Source organism: Tenacibaculum litoreum (assembly GCF_964513915.1).
Classification (GTDB): Bacteria; Bacteroidota; Bacteroidia; order Flavobacteriales; family Flavobacteriaceae; genus Polaribacter; species Polaribacter litoreum.
Genome location: NZ_CAZEQS010000002.1, coordinates 737,286 through 755,447 on the forward strand (window position 1 = coordinate 737,286; position 18,162 = coordinate 755,447).

Below are 18,162 nucleotides of genomic sequence, written 5' to 3' on the forward strand. Positions count from 1 at the left end.
TTAAAGAAAGATTAACTTTTATTTATCTAAAAAATCTTGATAAGCGTCCTGACTAATAGCTCTTCCTAAAGAATCTAAAGGTTGATAATTACCTTCTTGTATTACAGGTTTTTTGCTTACATAATCGTATACAAAGGTTCCGTTTTTAGAAACTGTACCAAATCCTTTATTAAATACATAATGTGCATATTGATTTTCAGAGGCGTTAAAAATATTTTTTCCAAACTGAAATTGCTCTGGGTCACCTCCTAGAATGTCAGTTAAAGTATAAGCTAAATCACTTTGAGCACTAAAATTATCAATAGTAATTCCTGTTTTATTAAGAGCACCGCCTAACCAAACCATTGGAATTTGAAATCTTTTAGGGGAGTTAAAGTAACCTTTGTGTTTAGGTAATGGATGTCCATGGTCAGATAAAATGATGATTAATGTATTATCCCACCAAGGTTGTTTTTTAGCTTCTTCAATAAACTTTCCTACAGCTTTGTCTGTATAGGCTTGTGCACTTCTGTATAAATTCTCTACAGAGCTTTTACCAAATTTATATTTACCAGGGAATTCGTAAGGTTCATGACTGGTTAATGTTAGAGCCACCTCAAAAAAAGGTTTTTTTAGGGTAGGGGAAGATAAATCATTCATAAATCGATCTAAAAAAATGTGATCATGTGCTCCCCATTTTGAGTTCCAGTTTTCTTTGTCAAATTCAGCTCCATCTACAATTTTATCAATTTTACCGTTTCGCAAATAGGTAATCATGTTTCCAAAATTACTATCACCTCCGTAATAGAAACTAGTGTTGTATCCTAGCCTTTTCATTTCTTTGGTAAGTATAGGTAACTTTCTTGCTTTATATGGAATTTTCATGATGCTTTTTGTAGGCTGAGGGTAATAGCCGCTTAAAATAGCAGGAACCCCTTTGTCTGTTCTATCTCCATTTCCATAGAAATTAGTAAACAAAATACCTTCTTTAGCTAGTTTGTTTAGGTTTACGGTAACATCAGGTTCACCTCCTAATGCACCAACCGCTTTAGCAGAGAGACTTTCCCAAATAAGTAAAATAACGTTAGGTTTTTTAGTATTTAAGATAGAATCTGTATTGGCTGTTAAAAGTTGATTTTTAGTTTTATTGATGATGTTTTTAGCAATCTCTTTTTTATAGTGAATGTACGGGTTTTTACCGTCAGTTTTATGACTAATTGTATTTGCAAAGTTCCAAATAAAGTTTACAGCAGCATGATTAGCAAACATGTTTTTTGAGAAGTATACGTTACTTTGATTAATAGGAATGTTAGCAAAACCACCTCGCATAGGAATTATTAAGCTACCAATTAACAGTAAAAATATAGGAGCTTCTAAAAAATGTCTTTTGTTTAATTTATTAAGGGCTTTGTTCAAAACTTTATTAAAACAGTAAATAGCAATACCAGAAAGTAATACCCAAGCAAATAGTCCACCAATTAATTGTAAAGTGCTTACAGAAGCTAACATTGCTTTAGGTGTATTAATATAATTTAAGACTGTTACATCTATACGAACTCCCCAAAATTTATACAAAGAAATATCCGTTAGCATAAACAGGTTAATTACTGAAAGAACAGGGAAAGTATAACCTTTAATAATATAACCAATAACTTTTTTAGGAATCCATATTGAAAGCAAAATGACTAAAAAAGGGATAGCAGCTAAGTATGCAGCAAAAGAAAAATCTAATTGAATACCGTATACAAATGTTTTTAAAGCAGTAAAAAAACTTAATTCAGAAGTTTTATCAAAGTAATATATTAAAAACAAAAAGCGGGCAAGTAAAAAATATACTACCCATAAAAAGTAATATGTAATGCTAAAAAGAAATCTGTTTTTAAAGTTAGTCATTGTAGTATAAAAGAGATTTATTCTGTAACTTTTAATCTAGCTTTAGCTGTTACAGAAATATCAGAATAATCGTTGTTCAAATATTTTAAATATCCTGCAATGGCAATCATTGCAGCATTATCTGTGGTATACTCAAACTTTGGAATGTAAGTTGTCCACCCCCAATGTTTTTCTGCTAAAGTTAAACGTTTTCGTATTTCTGAGTTAGCAGAAACTCCACCAGCAATAGCTATGTGTTTAATACCAGTTTGTTTTACAGTATTTTTAAGCTTATCCATCAAAATTTCAATAATAGTATATTGAATAGAAGCACAGATGTCATTGAGATTTTCATTAATGAAGTTAGGGTTTTCTTTTACGTTTTTTTGAATAAAGTATAAGATTCCAGTTTTTAATCCGCTAAAACTAAATTCTAAATCGCCTACTTTAGGCTTGGTAAACTTAAAAGCTTTAGGATTTCCTAATTGCGCATATTTATCAATTAAAGGTCCACCAGGGTAAGGCAAACCTAAAATTTTAGCAGATTTATCAAAAGCTTCACCAACTGCATCGTCAATCGTTTCACCTAAGATTTCCATTTCAAAATGATTGGTGATTTTTACAATTTGTGTATGTCCACCACTAATGGTTAAACAAACAAAAGGAAAAGGAGGTATTTTGCTTCCTTCTTCATCAATAAAATGAGCTAAAATATGTGCTTGCATGTGGTTAACATCTATCAAAGGAATGTTTAACCCTAAGGCTAAAGATTTAGCAAATGAAGTACCAACTAATAATGAGCCCATTAACCCTGGGCCACGAGTAAAAGCAATTGCATTTAAATTGTTTTTAGTTATACCAGCTTGTTCAATAGCTTGTTGTACAACAGGAACAATGTTTTGTTGATGTGCCCTTGAAGCTAACTCAGGAACCACACCACCATATTTAGCATGCACTTCTTGGTTTGCTACAACATTACTTAACACTTTTCCGTTACAAATTACCGAAGCACTTGTGTCGTCACAAGAGCTCTCAATACCTAAAATATAGATGTTTTCTGTACTCAAATCTTTTCGGATTTAGGTTACAAAAATATTGATATTACGTTAGATTTTCGTTAAAAATAACATTTCTTTAAAATAAGGCAGCATTTTTGCAGTTTGCTGATTACTTTTGTTAATAGGATTATAAATAAGGGAAGTTATTAAAAGATTAGGGAACATAATAGGTAGGATAATAAAGTACGCAGTACTTTTTCTGCTATTGCTTTTTCTTTTATTATCACTACCTTTTGTACAAAGTCAACTTGCCAAACAAGCAACGAATTGGGTAAATAAAGAGTTTAATACCAATATTGTTGTAAAAAAAATTGATTTGTCTTGGTTAGGAAGTGTCCAACTAAAAGAAATAGAGATTAGAGATCACCATAAAGACACCTTAATATTTGTAAATAACCTAACTACTTCCTTAGAGAATGCCAAACGGATATTAGAAAATAGAGTAGATTTAGGAGAGGCTTCTTTAAGTGGAGTTCATTTTTATATGAAAACATATAAAGGTGAAAAGAATGATAACATGTCTATTTTTGTAGATAGTTTTGAAGATGGAAAACCTAAAGATAGTTTAGCTACACCATTTATTCTTAAAAGTGATAAAATTTCTTTAGATGATTTAACTTTTAAGTTAATGGATGAAAACAAGCAAGATCCTCTTGAGTTTGCAGCGTATAAAGCAGGAGCTGAATTAAACGATTTCTCTATCATAGGACCTGATGTTTCTATGAAAATAAGGAATATGTTTTTTACAGGAAATAGAGGTGTTAATGTGTCAAATTTATCAACTGATTTTAAGTACACAAAATCCTTTATGGATTTTAAAAATACAACGTTAGAAACAGATAATAAAACAAAACTTCAAGCTAAAATTAAGTTTACTTATAACCGAAAAGACTTTGTTAATTTTAATGATAAGGTTAGGATCAAGGCTAAGTTTCAAGAAAGTGTAGTTTCAGTAAAAGATTTAAATAAGTTATACAACGAAATAGGAGGGCATGATTTTCTGTATATAAGCGGAGATATTGATGGTGTTTTGAATAACTTTAGTGTCAATAATGTAAGAGTACATTCAAGGGGAGGGATGAGAATTATTGGAAATATGGGATTTGTTAATGCCGTTAAAACCAGTAGAGGTTTTGTGTTCGATGCAGACTTAGATAACCTTACAGCAAATTACTATCAATTAAGAAATGTACTACCAAACTTATTAGGGAGAACATTACCAACGGAATTTCAAAGATTAGGCAATTTTACTTTGAATGGAATAGTGAGAGTGACTCCACAACAAATGGATGCTACTGTATCAGTAAAATCAGAAATCGGAACTGCAATTTCTGATCTTCAATTAACAAATATTGATAATATAGATAAAGCAGAGTATACAGGAGAGGTAGAGTTTAAAAACTTTGATCTTGGTGTTTTTGCAAATGACCCTGTATTAGGAACTGTTTCATTAAAAGCTGATGTTAATGGTAGTGGGTTTAATGTAGATAATGTTAATACCATAATTATAGGAAGAGTAAATAGTTTATTTTTTAATAAATATGAGTATAAAAATTTACAAGTAAACGGACAGTTTCAAAATAAAAAGTTTGACGGTTTATTAAATGCAGATGATGATAACTTCAAGTTGAAATTTGAGGGATTAGCAGATTTTTCATCAGAGATTAACAAATTTGATTTTATCGCTGATGTTGATAGAATTGACTTAAAAAAGACAAATTTATTTACCCGTGATAGTATTTCTGAACTAAAAGGGAATATCAATTTAAATATTTCAGGAAATACATTTGATGATATCATTGGAAAAGCAACGTTTAAAAACTTAATCTACACAAATCAAAAACAAAGCTATCCTTTCAAAAGTTTTGAAGTAAACTCATCAGTAAAAGATAGTATAAAAACTATTGAAGTAAATTCATCAGATATTGTAAAAGGATATTTAAAAGGTAAGTTTTCTTTTGAAGAATTGTTACCAATTACTCAAAACGCTTTAGGTAGTGTGTATACAAACTATCGTCCGCATGAAGTAGCACCAAATCAGTTTTTAGATTTTGATTTCACAATTTATAACCAAATTATAGATGTTTTTTTACCAAGTATTTCAATTGGAAAAAACACACGATTAAAGGGACGTATTAACTCAGATAAAAACTCGTTAAAACTTACATTTGAGTCTCCACAAATAAATGCGTATAAAAATATAATAGAAGGAGTAGTGTTAAGGTTGGATAATAAAAACCCATTATATAGCACTCACTTAACAGCAAATAAAGTTAATACAAAGTATTATAACATTGAAAAATTAAACTTGTTAAACCGTACACAGAATGATACACTATTTTTTAAATCCCTTTTTAAGGGAGGAAAAGATTATGCAGAGAGCTTTAGTTTAGATTTCTTTTACACAATTAATGAGTTTCAAAAATCTGTTGTAGGAATTCAAAAATCCAAGCTGCATTATAAAGGTTTTGATTGGGTGGTAAATCCTAACGATGATAAAAATAATAAGGTAACATTTGATTTACAAAAAGATGATTTTACAATTAGTCCATTTGTTTTTAAATCTGGAGAGCAAAGAATCGATTTTAAAGGAATTGTAAGAGATAGTACTTATAAAGATATTCAAGCAGATTTTAATAAAGTTAAACTAGCTAGCTTTTTACCTCCTATCGATAGTTTAAAATTAGATGGGAAATTAAATGGGCGATTAGAATTTAAGCAAGAAAATGAAACTGTAGCACCAGAAGGAAATTTATATGTGGAGAATTTTTACATTAATGATTACTCACAAGGTAATTTAGCGCTGAATGTTACAGGAGATAATTCTTACGAAAAATATAATGTTAACTTATCTCTGGAAAATGAAAACGCAAAAAATATATCTGCTACAGGGGAAATTGATTTTTCAGAAGAAAGACCAATAATAGATTTAGATATTTATTTAAAAGAGTATGATATTGCTGCTTTCAGTCCACTAGGAGAAGATGTATTGTCTAAACTAAGAGGGAAAGTAACAGGAGACTTTACAGCAAAAGGATATTTGAGAAATCCTGATTTTAATGGAGTTTTAAATTTTGAAAATGCAGGATTAGCCTTTCCATATTTAAATGTTGATTTTGATTTAAAAGGAAATACAAGTGTTGTTTTAGACAAACAAGAATTTATTTTTAAAGACATAATTCTGGAGGATACAAAATACCTTACACAAGGAGACTTATCAGGAAGTATTGTACATCAAAACTTTAAAGACTGGTTTTTAAACTTTGATATTAATACACAGAATTTACTGATTTTAGACACACAAGAAACTGAAGAATCTCAATACTACGGAACAGGTTTTTTAAATGGAGAAGCTAAAATTAGAGGACTTACAAGTTATTTAGATATTGAGGTTAACGGAAAAACAAACAAAGGAACCTTATTTGTAATTCCGTTAAGTGATGTTAAAACAATAGATAATTACAAGTTAATCAGATTTAAAACAGGGGAGGAAGAAGAGGAAACAAAAGGAAAAGTTATAGGAGATATTAAAGGTCTTGACTTAAGACTTAATTTAGCCGTAACAAAAGATGCTGTAGCTCAAGTTGTAATTGACAAGGTTTCAGGAAGTGAGTTAAAAGGGAGTGGAGAAGGAAACCTTAGAATAGATATTGATACAAGAGGAAAGTTTAATATGTTTGGAGACTTTACCGTAGATAATGGTTTCTATAACTTTAAATATGCAGGAATAACAAAACCTTTTATTGTACAAAAAGGAGGAACTATTTCTTGGAATGGAGATCCTTATGAAGCCGATTTAGATATAACTGCAGTATATAGAACTAAAGCAAACCCAGCACAGTTACTAGACAATATCAATTCAAATCGAAAGATTCCAATTGATTTATACACGAAAATTACGGGAGGATTATTTAGTTCAAAACAAGAATTTGATATTAAAATACCAAACGCAAACTCAACAGTAAGTTCTGAGTTAGAGTTTATTTTGAATGAGAATGATTTAAACACCAAAATGCAGCACTTCTCTTTCTTATTAGCCTTTGGTACATTTTATAATCCAGATGCCATTGGTAGCAGTGCTAGTTCAGGAATTACAGGAACAGCTTCTGAAATAGCTTCAAGTATTTTAACAAACATGTTAAATAGTGATGGGAATAAATTTCAGTTAGGAGTAGGTTATACGCAAGGAGATAGAGGAAATGTAGATAATCTTAACTCAGACGACCAAGTAGATGTATCTGTATCAACACAGTTAAGTGATAGAGTATTGGTTAATGGAAAAGTAGGAGTTCCAGTGGGTACTAACACCCAAACCAGTGTAGTTGGAGAAGTTAAAGTAGAGGTGCTTTTAAATGAAGAAGGTAGTCTAAGAGGTACAGTCTTTAACCGTCAAAATGAAGTGCAATATTCTACTGAAGAGGAAGGTTATACACAAGGAGTAGGTATTTCATATCAAGTTAATTTTAATAACTTACGCGACTTAGGAAAAAAATTAGGCTTAAATAAAAAAGAAAAGAAGAAAGAAGTTAAAAAAGACACGCTAAAACTAAAGAAAAAGAAGGGGCTGATAAACTTTAAATCTAAAGAAGAAAAATAATAACCAAACTATTTTATGAATAGAACAAATAAGGATTACCTTGTAATCACATTGAAAGGAATGGCTATGGGAGCTGCTGATGTAGTTCCAGGTGTTTCAGGAGGTACTATTGCATTTATTTCAGGAATTTATGAAGAGCTATTAGGTTCTATTAGTAATATTAATTTAAAGTTGCTTAAAGCTTTAAAAAATGAAGGTCTTAAATCAGCTTGGAAACAAGTAAATGGTAATTTTTTAGCAGCTCTTTTTGTTGGGATTTTCATTAGTATCGTTTCATTAGCAAAAATGATTTCTTGGTTATTAATACACCACCCAATTTTAGTATGGTCTTTTTTCTTTGGGTTGGTATTAGCAAGCGTTATTTATATAGCAAAACAAGTTACTCAATGGAATCTCACTTCAGGAATTTTACTAATATTAGGAGCTATACTAGCTTATTATATCACAACGCTAAATCCATTGGTTTCAGAACACTCTTCAATGTCATTTATGTTCTTAGCAGGGGCTATAGCAATTTGCGCTATGATTTTACCTGGTATTTCAGGGTCTTTTATTTTGGTTTTATTAGGAGCTTATAAACCAGTTTTAGCAGCTGTAAATAACCGTGATTTTACAACTATAGCATTCGTTGGTTTAGGAGCAATAGTAGGTTTGTTAACGTTCTCAAGAGTTTTAAAATACCTATTTGAAAATTATAAAAACTATACTCTTGTTGTGTTAACAGGATTTATAATAGGTTCATTAAATAAAATTTGGCCATGGAAGAAAGTATTGACATACAGAACCAATTCACACGGAGAACAAGTTCCTTTTAATGAGTTATCTATTTCACCATTTTCTTACGATGGAAATCCTCAATTAATGTATGCAACTATGTTAGCCTTAATTGGTTTCGCACTTATTTTATTACTTGAAAAATTAGCGGTAAAAAAGCACTAGAAAATAACTAACTTAGCGTTCTAATCAAACCGCATGTATAAAGAGCGCACGCTATCACAAAAGATAAACCTTTTTTTAAAAGGATTAATAATGGGAGGAGCTAATAAAGTACCAGGAGTTTCAGGTGGTATGGTGGCTTTTGTGATGGGGTTTTACGAAGAACTTATTTATACTTTTCAAAGAATAAATGGTAAAGCTTTTAAGTTGTTATTTAATGGGCGTTTTAAAAGTTTTGCGAGCTATACCAACTTACAATTTTTAGTTTGGGTAATGGCAGGAAGTATGTTTAGCTACTTCAGTGTGTCTCTTATTTTAGATTACTTCTTGAGAAACTACCAACTATATGTGTGGTCATGGTTTTTTGGAATGATTATAGGCTCTATCTATTATATTTCAAAAGATTTTGGAGATTGGAAACCTAAAACTATTTTAGGACTGGTTATTGGAGCTTCAGTGGGTATTTCTATTAGTTTTATGACACCCGCTACAGAAAATGATAACCTTTGGTTTGTGTTCTTGTGTGGTATTATTGGGGTTTCTGGAATGACACTACCAGGGCTTTCGGGTTCATTTATTCTCATATTGTTAGGGAACTATGTTTTGTTGTTAGTAGACAGTGTAAACGTGTTAGGAAATGTAATTACAAATCTGTTGTCTGGAAACTTTGAAGTACTGACTGATCAAGTAAAAGTTCGTTACTTAAAAATTATAGGAGTTTTTACAGCAGGTTCAGCTTTTGGGCTTGTGTCTATTTCACATGTTTTAGGGTATGTTTTAAAAAGATGGCATCAAATTGTAACAGCAATTATTATAGGTTTTATTACTGGGTCATTGGGTGTTGTTTGGCCATGGAAAGAAACCATTTATAAAAAAGAAGAAGGTGTGTTTTTGCTAGATCAAAGCGGAAACAAAATTATAGAAAACTACCAGAGATTTATACCCAATTTTAACAATCAAGAAACATGGGTTTCTATAGGATTCATTATTATTGGAATTGCATTAATACTAATTATTGATTTTTATGACCAAAAAAGAAAATAAGCATTTATATGCTTTAGTAGGAAAGAACATTTCGTACTCATTTTCTCGTGGATATTTTACCGAAAAGTTTGAAAAATTAGACTTAAAAAATCATGAGTATATTAATTTTGATATTCAATCAATACAAGAACTTCCTCAAAGAATAAAAGAAAATAAAAAACAACTAAAAGGAATGAATGTTACGATTCCATATAAACTAGATGTTTTTAATTTTTTAGACAGAATAGATAAGAAAGCTCTAAAGGTAGGAGCAGTTAATACTATTAAAATAACCAAGAAAGGAAGGTTAAAAGGATATAATACTGATGTATATGGATTTAAAAAATCACTAAAACCATTATTGAAAAAGCATCACAAAAAAGCCTTGATATTGGGAACAGGTGGAGCGTCAAAAGCAGTAGCTTATGTGCTTGAAAGTTTGGGAGTGAAATATAAATATGTATCTAGAACCCCTGAAGGAAAAAAGCAAATCTCATATCAAGATATTGACAAGGAGCTTATCGAATCATACTCTGTCATTGTAAATTGTACACCACTAGGTACACATCCAAATGTAGAGAATTGTCCAGATATTCCGTATAAATTTTTATCGGACAAACATTTATTGTATGATTTAATATACAATCCGTCAGAAACCACTTTTTTACGTAGAGGGAAAGAGCAAGGAGCAACTATAAAAAATGGATTAGAGATGTTGGAGCTACAAGCAGAAAAAGCTTGGAAAATATGGAACAATAGCTAAAATTTTAAAAACTAAAATAAAATTTGCTATTCTCTAAGAATCCTTATCTTTATAATCTAAATCAAAGGAACTTAAACATTGTAGATATGTTAGAAAACAACGAAGAGAAAGTAGAAAAACCAATTACAGAAGAACAAACGAATACAAGTAAGGAAACCGAAAATGCTGTTAATGAGGTTGAAAATGAAGTAGCCAATGAATCTGAAAAAGCGGATGAAAAGCACGAAATTCCTATGCTTGATTATGCTTCGATGGAGTTAGAAAAATTGGTAGATGAATTAAAAAAATTACTAAAAAGCCATCCAATTCAACAATTAAAGTCAAATGTAGATGCTATTAAAACAGCATTTAATTCAAAGTTTGGAGCTTTATTAGCGAAGAAAAAAGAGGCTTTTTTAGCAGATGGAGGAAATTCTATAGACTTTCAATTCTCAAGCCCAATAAAAACAGAATACAATAAGTTATTAGGGGAGTATAAAACTAAACGTGACGCATACTATTCTCAGTTAGAAAAACAATTAAAAGAAAACTTAGATAGAAGAAATAATTTAATTGAAGAATTAAAGACTTTAATTAAAGAAGCCGACCCAAAAACGATGTATAATGATTTTCAAGAAATTCAAAATCGTTGGAAAAGTGTAGGGGCTGTACCTAAAACAAAGTATAATGATACTTGGAGAACATACCATCATCACGTAGAACGTTTTTACGATTTACTACACTTAAATAAAGATTTTAGAGAGTTAGACTTCAAACATAATTTAGAAGAAAAATTACGATTAATTGAAAGAGCAGAAGCTTTAAATGATGTAGAAGATGTTAATGTAGCTTTTAAAGAGTTGCAAGAATTACATCGTATGTGGAAAGAAGACATTGGCCCAGTGTCAAGAGAGCACAGAGAAGATGTTTGGGGTAGATTTAGTGAAGCAACAAAAAAGATTCATGACAGACGTCATCAGCACTACAGAGAATTAAAGTCAAAGCATCAAGAAATGATTGATGCAAAACTAGCAGTTGCTGCAGAAATAAGCGCATACGATACATCAAACAATAAAACACACAACGACTGGCAAAAAAGTATTGTAGAGATAGAAAAACTACGTAAAAAATACTTTGATATAGGAAAGTTACCTTACAGTAAAAGTGAAGCTGTTTGGCAAGAGTTTAAGGCAGCTACCAAAAAGTTTAACTCAGCAAAAAATGCTTTTTACAAGCATGAAAAAAGTGCACAAAATGAGAACTTAAGAAAGAAAATGGAATTGGTAGAGCTTGCAGAAAGCTTAAAGGATAGTGAAGATTGGAGTGAAACTACCAATACCATGAAACGTATCCAAGCAGATTGGAAAAAAATAGGACACGTACCTAGAAAATTTTCTGATGATATTTGGAAACGATTTAAAAATGCTTGTAATCATTTTTTTGATAGATTACATGCTCGTAAAAATGAGGAAAATAAAGAGCAGTTAGCAGTAGTAGAAGCTAAAAAAGATTTTATAGAGCAAATTAAAACTGCTGAAATTTCTACAGAAGAAGATGTAGAAAAGACGTTAGCTGACTGGAGAGCTCTAGGGGCATTACCAAGGAATGCACGTTACTTAGATGAAAAGTTCAATAAAGCAATGGATGCTCATTTAGATAAACTAGATATGAGTAGAATTGATATTGAAATGATGAAGTTTAAAGGTGTTATAGATACGTATTTAGTACAAGAAGACTATAGAAAGTTAGATAGCGAGCAGTTCTTTATTAGAAAAAAAATAGATGAAACTGTACGAGAAATGCAACAGTTAGAAAATAACTTAAGTTTTATTTCAAACGCTACAAAAGATAATCCTTTAGTGCAAAATGTACGTAAAGGAATCCAAGAGTTTAAAGACCAATTAGACCTTTGGCAAGAAAAACTAGACTACTTAAAAAGATTAGATTATTAAAAATTATATAATAATCATTAAAAACTCGAACCTTTTAAGGTTCGAGTTTTTTTTTATTTAATTTTTAGCAAGTTGTTTCGCTACTAAAAGTTCAAAAATTGATAGAATAATAATAATTAAAACTTCAACTAAAATATAAGCCCAGCCTAAATTAGTGACGGTTTTTGAATGATAGAATCCTAGTCCGATAGAAAAACAAGAATAGAGCAGATTTGCCATCGCAATTCCTTTTAAGAAAGGTTTTAGTTTGTGATGTGTTTTTTGATAGCAGTAAAAATCATAGAAGGTAAAAATTATTGGAAAAATAGCTAGTAAATAAAGGGAAGAAGTAGGTATCCCAATAATACTTTCAAAGTTTACTAATACAACACTTAATAAAAAAGCTGATAGAACTGCTCCTAATCCGTCAATTAAGAACAGTTTCTTAGGATTAAGTGTAAAACTTTTTAGTAACCGTTTAATCATAAAAGATAGGATACAGTTATTTTAAACGGATTTAGAGTTAACATAATAATTCTGGTCAACTTCAATAGAATTTCCTTTAATAGTTTTTGTTTGCCAATTCTCAGTAGGATTTAATAATTCATCTTTTCCATCAATAGTTACTTTTATAGGCATATTAAAACCTTTTACAACATTATTCCAACGATATTTTAAGGTGTTGTTTTCAATTGTATACTCTAACTCAGGAATCTTCACTGTACGTAAATATTGATCGAATACTTTACTTAAATCAATACCTGATTTTTCAATCATATATTTTTCAATTTCTTGAGTAGTTACTGTTTTATGGTAAAAATCAGCATTCAAACCACGTAAAATTTGACGCCATTTTTCATCATTGTTTACTAATTGACGAATCGTATGTAGCATATTAGCTCCTTTGTAATACATGTCTCCAGAACCTTCATTATTAACATCGTAATGACCAATAATTGGTTTGTCATTTTGAATAGAACTTCGTGTTCCAATAACATATTCAGCAGAAGCTTTTTTACCATAGTAATAATCTAAAAATAAATTTTCAGAATAAGCTGTAAAGCTTTCATGAATCCACATATCAGCAATATCTACATTGGTAATATTGTTAGCGAACCATTCATGACCAGCTTCGTGAATAATAATAAAATCAAATTTTAATCCCCAACCAGTTCCAGACAAATCTCTACCTAAATACCCATTTTTATATTGATTTCCATAAGTAACAGAGCTTTGATGCTCCATTCCTAAATATGGAACTTCTACTAGTTTAAAACCATCTTCATAAAAAGGATATTTGCCAAACCAATGTTCAAATGCTTTCATCATTTTAGGAGCATCTTTAAATTGCTTTTTGGCTTTTTTAAGGTTGTCACGTAGCACATAATAATTCATGTCTAACACTCCATCTTCACCTTTATATTTTTCAGAAAAATGTACATAATCTCCAATGTTAACATTTACCCCGTAGTTGTTAATTGGATTGTCTACAAACCAATGGTAGGTAGTCGTGTTATCATTATGTTGTTCAATGTTACGTAAACGACCATTAGAAACATCCATTAAGTTTTTAGGTACACGAACACTAATCGCCATACTATCTACTTCATCGTACATATGGTCTTTATTTGGCCACCAAACACTAGCACCTAATCCTTGGCAAGAAGTAGCAACAAAATGATTTCCATTACTGTCTTTTTTCCAAGAAAAACCACCATCCCAAGGAGCTCTGATGGCTTCTTTAGGTTTTCCTTCATAATATACATCAACAGAATTTATGGCTCCTTTCTTTTGAGGAGACTGTAGTTGAATAAAGTGTGCATTACCTTCAGAGATAACTTGCAGTTCTTTATTGTTTTGAGTGGCTTTAGTAATTTTTAAAGGAGGTTGTAAGTCTATTTGTAAAACCTGATGAGGTTTTAAAACTTTATATTGTACTGTGTTTTTTCCTTTAATAAACTTTTTGTCAGGATTAACGGTTACATTAAGATGGTAATACGTTAAATCCCACCAAGATCTTTCAAGAGTGATAGATCCACGTAAAGAATCTTGACGCGTAAACGTTTCACTTTTTGAAAATAATGAGGTGCTTTTTTGAGCAGTTGAAGAAGAACATCCAGCAATTAAAATTGCTAAAGATGTCATAAAAACAGATAAAGAAAATGTTTTTTTATGCATAGTATTTGTTCTTGAAAGATAAAATGCTAAGATAAGTTTTAAAGTTTTTTTATTGAAGCTAACTTTAAGATATTTGCTTAAAATAAGAACAATGTCAAAAACAGTTTTCATTACAGGAGCTTCTTCAGGAATAGGGAAATCAATAGCTACCTATTTACACGACAGAGGGTTTAAAGTTTACGGAACAAGTAGAGATCCACAAAAAGTAACTACTCCATTTCAAATGGTAGCATTAGATGTAACCAATCAAGAGTCTATTAAGAAAGCTATAGAAGAAGTAATCACTGCTGAAGGAAAGATTGATGTGTTGATAAATAATGCAGGAAAAGGAATTACTGGTCCAATTGAAGATACTCCAACAAAAGAAATGAAAGATAATTTTAATACAAACTTTTTTGGAGTAATTGATGTTGTTAAAGAAGTATTGCCTCACATGAGAAAGCAACAATCGGGTACGATTATCAATACAACTTCAATAGCAGGATACATGGGATTGCCTTTTAGAGGAATTTATTCTGCAAGTAAAGGAGCGTTAGAGTTGGTGACAGAAGCATTGAGTATGGAGGTAAAAAACTTCGGTATTAAAGTTGTGAACGTAGCTCCAGGAGATTTTGCTACGAATATTGCAGCAGGAAGATACCATACACCTGTTTTTGAAGATTCTGCCTACAAAGAAAAATATGCTGAAAACTTAGCGTTGATGGATGATCATGTTGATTCTGGAGCAGATCCAATACTAATGGCAGAAGCAATCTATAAAATTATTGAAAATAAGAACCCTAAAATTCACTATAAAGTAGGTGGATTTATGGAGAAATTTTCAATTGTATTAAAAAGAATATTGCCTGATAAAGTTTATGAAAAATTACTAATGAATCATTATAAATTGTAAATTCGCAGAAGATTAGTAATTAAAGAAAATTACGGCATAAAATATTGTTTTATGCGTTGTTTTAAAGAGAGTTGTACTCTCGTAGAATTCAAGAATTAGAACACAACTACATAATAAATATACAGATGAAATTTTTTATTGATACAGCTAACTTAGATCAAATTAGAGAAGCGCAGGCTTTAGGTATTTTAGATGGGGTAACAACAAACCCGTCATTAATGGCTAAAGAAGGAATAACAGGAGAAGATAAGATTATCAATCACTATAAAGCAATTTGCGAAATAGTAGAGGGAGATGTTTCTGCTGAGGTAATCTCTACTGATTTTGACGGAATGGTGAAGGAAGGAGAAGCGTTAGCTGCTTTAAATCCTCAGATCGTAGTTAAATTACCTATGATTAAAGATGGAATAAAAGCATGTAAATATTTTTCTGATAAAGGAATTAAAACAAACGTAACTTTAGTGTTCTCAGCGGGTCAAGCATTATTAGCAGCAAAAGCAGGAGCAACGTATGTGTCTCCGTTTATTGGTCGTTTAGATGATATTTCTACAGACGGTTTAAATCTAATAGCTGAAATCCGTCAGATTTTTGATAACTATGCATTTGAAACAGAGATTTTAGCAGCATCTGTACGTCACACTATGCATATTATTGATTGTGCTAAGATTGGTGCTGATGTTATGACAGGACCTCTAAGTGCTATTGAAGGATTATTAAAACACCCTTTAACAGATATCGGTTTAGCTAAATTTTTAGCAGATTATAAAAAAGGAAACTAACCAACTTTAGTTGGAAAAAATACAATGTCATTTCGACAGAAGTGAGAAACCTACTTAATCAAAAAGGTTTTTCGTTTTTTCGAAATGACATTTTTTAACTTAAAAAGAAATGTTCCCAAAAAAAGAACTCGCGCAATTAGTAGTTTCAGCATGTAATCAATTCAATATTGATACTGTTGTAATTTCTCCAGGCTCTCGTAATGCACCACTTACTGTCGGATTTTCAAATCACCCAGAAATAAAAACATTAAGTGTGGTAGATGAGCGTTGTGCAGCCTTTTTTGCAATGGGAATAGCACAACAAAAGCAACAACCTGTAGCTATTGTATGCTCTTCTGGTTCGGCTTTGTTGAACTATTATCCTGCGATAGCAGAAGCTTTTTATAGTAATATTCCGCTAGTTGTAATTTCAGCAGACAGACCCAAGCACCTGATTGATATTGGAGACGGACAAACCATTCGTCAAGAGAATGTGTTTGAGAACCATATTTTGTTCTCGGCTAATTTGATAGAAGAAGAGAGTCAGTTAAAAAATAATATCAGTTTATTAATAGAGGCATTACAAACTTCAATCACTCAAAAAGGACCAGTCCATATCAATGTTCCGTTTGATGAACCTTTATATGAAACAGTAGAAAAACTAAAGCCTTTTGATTTTTCAAGTGTCATAGCGAGTAAAGCAAAAAAGCCTATTAATTTAGATGAGTTAATTCCTGTTTGGAATTCTTCAATCAAAAAAATGATTTTGGTAGGAAGTCATTTTCCAGATACTGAACTTCAAAAAATATTGAATGTATATTCGGAAGATACTTCTGTTTTAGTGTTAACAGAAACTACTTCAAATATATATCACCCTAAGTTTATCAGTAGCATTGATAAATTAATATCTAAATTAACTGAAGAAGAATATAAAGAGTTGCAACCTGAAGTATTAATTACTTTAGGAGGAATGGTGATTTCTAAAAGAATTAAACAGTTTTTACGAAAATTACAGCCAAAACATCACTGGCATGTTGATGAGTTAAAGGCAATGGATACGTATCACTGCTTGTCAGAATTTTTACAAATAAATCCGGTACCTTTTTTAACAAGTCTTTCTAAGGAGAAGAAAAATGTTGAAAGTAATTATCAACAAGCATGGTTACAAGAAAAAGAACAAAGAGCTGTAAAACACGAAGAGTATTTGAAAAGTTGTGAATATTCGGATTTAAAATCTTTTGAAGTTATTTTAGAAAGTATTCCAGATAATTCGCAAGTACAAATAAGTAACAGCTCAATCATTCGATATTCACAATTGTTTGATGTGAACCCTACTTTGAAAGTATTTTGTAATAGAGGGACAAGTGGAATTGATGGAAGTACAAGTACAGCTGTAGGAGCAGCATACGCTTCAGAAAATCAAACAATATTTATAACAGGGGATTTAAGTTTCTTTTACGATAGCAATGCGTTGTGGAATACAAATATTCCGAAGAATTTTAGAATTATTATTTTAAACAATGCAGGAGGTGGTATTTTTAGATACATCCCAGGACCTTTAACAACAAATGCTGCGGAGTACTTTGAAACACCGCATGGTTTAACTGCAGAACATTTATCAAAAATGTATGGTTTTGAATATGTTCAAACAAAAGATTTAAAGAACTTACAAAATAGTTTGACTTCGTTTTATGAAGAATCAAATCAACCAAAAATAATGGAGGTTTTTACTCCAAAAGAAATAAATGACGTAGTTTTAAAAAACTATTTTAAAAACTTATAAGATGGAATTAAAAGAAGGTGATAAGGTAGATTTAGTAATTGGGGTTCAAACCGCTTTAGGTTATTCAGTATTAATTAATGAAGCATATGAAGGCTTGTTGTATAACAATGAAGTTTTTAGTGATGTAGAAGAAGGAATGCGAACGGTAGGCTATATTAAAAAGATACGTGAAGACGAAAAAATAGATGTATCACTACGTCCACAAGGATTTAAAAATGTAATTGATTCAGATATAGATAAAATACTTAAAAAGTTAGAAGAAAAAGGCTTTTTATTATTAACAGATAAAAGCTCTCCTGAATCAATTAAATTTCACTTACAAATGAGTAAAAAAGCATTCAAGAGAGCTATTGGCAGCTTGTATAAGAGTAAAAAAATAGAATTACAAGAAGACAGAATAGTGTTAAAATAAC

Annotated in this window: 13 protein-coding genes; 9 read left to right on the forward strand and 4 right to left on the reverse strand. The window is 30.8% G+C overall.

Translation table 11 applies throughout. From position 1 onward, the window contains the following. Positions 1–18 precede the first annotated feature (18 nt). Together ACKTTR_RS04830 and tsaD are read right to left on the reverse strand one after the other, a co-directional pair. Positions 19–1,791, reverse strand: coding sequence for an LTA synthase family protein (locus ACKTTR_RS04830; protein ID WP_408026757.1), 1,773 nt, complete (start codon positions 1,789–1,791; stop codon positions 19–21). A gap of 98 nt (positions 1,792–1,889) precedes the next feature. Beyond that, positions 1,890–2,918 carry a tRNA (adenosine(37)-N6)-threonylcarbamoyltransferase complex transferase subunit TsaD gene (gene tsaD / locus ACKTTR_RS04835; protein WP_408026758.1) on the reverse strand — a complete coding sequence of 343 codons (1,029 nt, stop codon included), beginning with the start codon at positions 2,916–2,918 and terminating at the stop codon, positions 1,890–1,892. A 196-nt stretch (positions 2,919–3,114) separates the two neighbouring features. Here tsaD and ACKTTR_RS04840 point away from each other — a divergent pair, with 196 nt between their 5' ends. From ACKTTR_RS04840 to ACKTTR_RS04860, 5 genes are all read left to right on the forward strand, one after another. Continuing rightward, on the forward strand, positions 3,115–7,506 hold the full coding sequence (locus ACKTTR_RS04840) for a translocation/assembly module TamB domain-containing protein (protein ID WP_408026759.1): 4,392 nt from the start codon (positions 3,115–3,117) through the stop codon (positions 7,504–7,506). 15 nt (positions 7,507–7,521) lie between these two features. Further along, on the forward strand, positions 7,522–8,445 hold the full coding sequence (locus ACKTTR_RS04845) for a DUF368 domain-containing protein (protein WP_408026760.1): 924 nt from the start codon (positions 7,522–7,524) through the stop codon (positions 8,443–8,445). A 33-nt stretch (positions 8,446–8,478) separates the two neighbouring features. Continuing rightward, a complete protein-coding gene (locus ACKTTR_RS04850) occupies positions 8,479–9,486 on the forward strand; it encodes a DUF368 domain-containing protein (protein WP_408026761.1) in 1,008 nt (335 codons plus the stop codon). Continuing rightward, a complete protein-coding gene (locus ACKTTR_RS04855; protein ID WP_408026762.1) occupies positions 9,467–10,228 on the forward strand; it encodes a shikimate dehydrogenase family protein in 762 nt (253 codons plus the stop codon). Before ACKTTR_RS04850 ends, ACKTTR_RS04855 begins: the two co-directional genes overlap by 20 nt. 86 nt (positions 10,229–10,314) lie before the next feature. Further along, positions 10,315–12,159: a DUF349 domain-containing protein gene (locus tag ACKTTR_RS04860; protein WP_408026763.1), complete on the forward strand. Its 1,845-nt coding sequence runs from the start codon at positions 10,315–10,317 to the stop codon at positions 12,157–12,159. A gap of 57 nt (positions 12,160–12,216) precedes the next feature. Here the strand turns inward: ACKTTR_RS04860 and ACKTTR_RS04865 are convergent, their stop codons facing one another. Both ACKTTR_RS04865 and ACKTTR_RS04870 read right to left on the reverse strand, forming a co-directional pair. After that, complete coding sequence (locus tag ACKTTR_RS04865; protein WP_408026764.1) at positions 12,217–12,624, reverse strand: hypothetical protein; 408 nt, start codon at positions 12,622–12,624, stop codon at positions 12,217–12,219. Positions 12,625–12,645: 21 nt separating this feature from the next. After that, positions 12,646–14,283: a M1 family metallopeptidase gene (locus ACKTTR_RS04870; protein ID WP_408026999.1), complete on the reverse strand. Its 1,638-nt coding sequence runs from the start codon at positions 14,281–14,283 to the stop codon at positions 12,646–12,648. 124 nt (positions 14,284–14,407) lie between these two features. Between ACKTTR_RS04870 and ACKTTR_RS04875 the strand changes: the two genes are divergently transcribed. The 4 genes from ACKTTR_RS04875 (at position 14,408) to ACKTTR_RS04890 (ending at position 18,161) form a co-directional block, all read left to right on the forward strand. Beyond that, complete coding sequence (locus ACKTTR_RS04875) at positions 14,408–15,208, forward strand: SDR family oxidoreductase (RefSeq protein WP_408026765.1); 801 nt, start codon at positions 14,408–14,410, stop codon at positions 15,206–15,208. Between the two features lie 125 nt (positions 15,209–15,333). After that, positions 15,334–15,987, forward strand: coding sequence for a fructose-6-phosphate aldolase (gene fsa / locus ACKTTR_RS04880; RefSeq protein ID WP_408026766.1), 654 nt, complete (start codon positions 15,334–15,336; stop codon positions 15,985–15,987). Positions 15,988–16,096: 109 nt separating this feature from the next. Continuing rightward, positions 16,097–17,749, forward strand: a complete 1,653-nt coding sequence (gene menD / locus ACKTTR_RS04885; RefSeq protein WP_408026767.1) for a 2-succinyl-5-enolpyruvyl-6-hydroxy-3-cyclohexene-1-carboxylic-acid synthase — start codon at positions 16,097–16,099, stop codon at positions 17,747–17,749. Position 17,750: 1 nt separating this feature from the next. After that, positions 17,751–18,161: a S1 RNA-binding domain-containing protein gene (locus ACKTTR_RS04890; RefSeq protein WP_408026768.1), complete on the forward strand. Its 411-nt coding sequence runs from the start codon at positions 17,751–17,753 to the stop codon at positions 18,159–18,161. Position 18,162: the final 1 nt, after the last annotated feature.

Excerpts from the sequence above, each read along its gene's own strand:
- ACKTTR_RS04845 (WP_408026760.1), top strand. The coding sequence starts at position 7,522 with ATGAATAGAACAAATAAGGATTACCTTGTAATCACATTGAAAGGAATG.
- ACKTTR_RS04850 (WP_408026761.1), top strand. The coding sequence starts at position 8,479 with ATGTATAAAGAGCGCACGCTATCACAAAAGATAAACCTTTTTTTAAAA.
- ACKTTR_RS04855 (WP_408026762.1), top strand. The coding sequence starts at position 9,467 with ATGACCAAAAAAGAAAATAAGCATTTATATGCTTTAGTAGGAAAGAAC.
- ACKTTR_RS04860 (WP_408026763.1), top strand. The coding sequence starts at position 10,315 with ATGTTAGAAAACAACGAAGAGAAAGTAGAAAAACCAATTACAGAAGAA.
- ACKTTR_RS04865 (WP_408026764.1), bottom strand. The coding sequence starts at position 12,624 with ATGATTAAACGGTTACTAAAAAGTTTTACACTTAATCCTAAGAAACTG.
- ACKTTR_RS04870 (WP_408026999.1), bottom strand. The coding sequence starts at position 14,283 with ATGACATCTTTAGCAATTTTAATTGCTGGATGTTCTTCTTCAACTGCT.
- ACKTTR_RS04875 (WP_408026765.1), top strand. The coding sequence starts at position 14,408 with ATGTCAAAAACAGTTTTCATTACAGGAGCTTCTTCAGGAATAGGGAAA.
- fsa (WP_408026766.1), top strand. The coding sequence starts at position 15,334 with ATGAAATTTTTTATTGATACAGCTAACTTAGATCAAATTAGAGAAGCG.
- menD (WP_408026767.1), top strand. The coding sequence starts at position 16,097 with ATGTTCCCAAAAAAAGAACTCGCGCAATTAGTAGTTTCAGCATGTAAT.
- ACKTTR_RS04890 (WP_408026768.1), top strand. The coding sequence starts at position 17,751 with ATGGAATTAAAAGAAGGTGATAAGGTAGATTTAGTAATTGGGGTTCAA.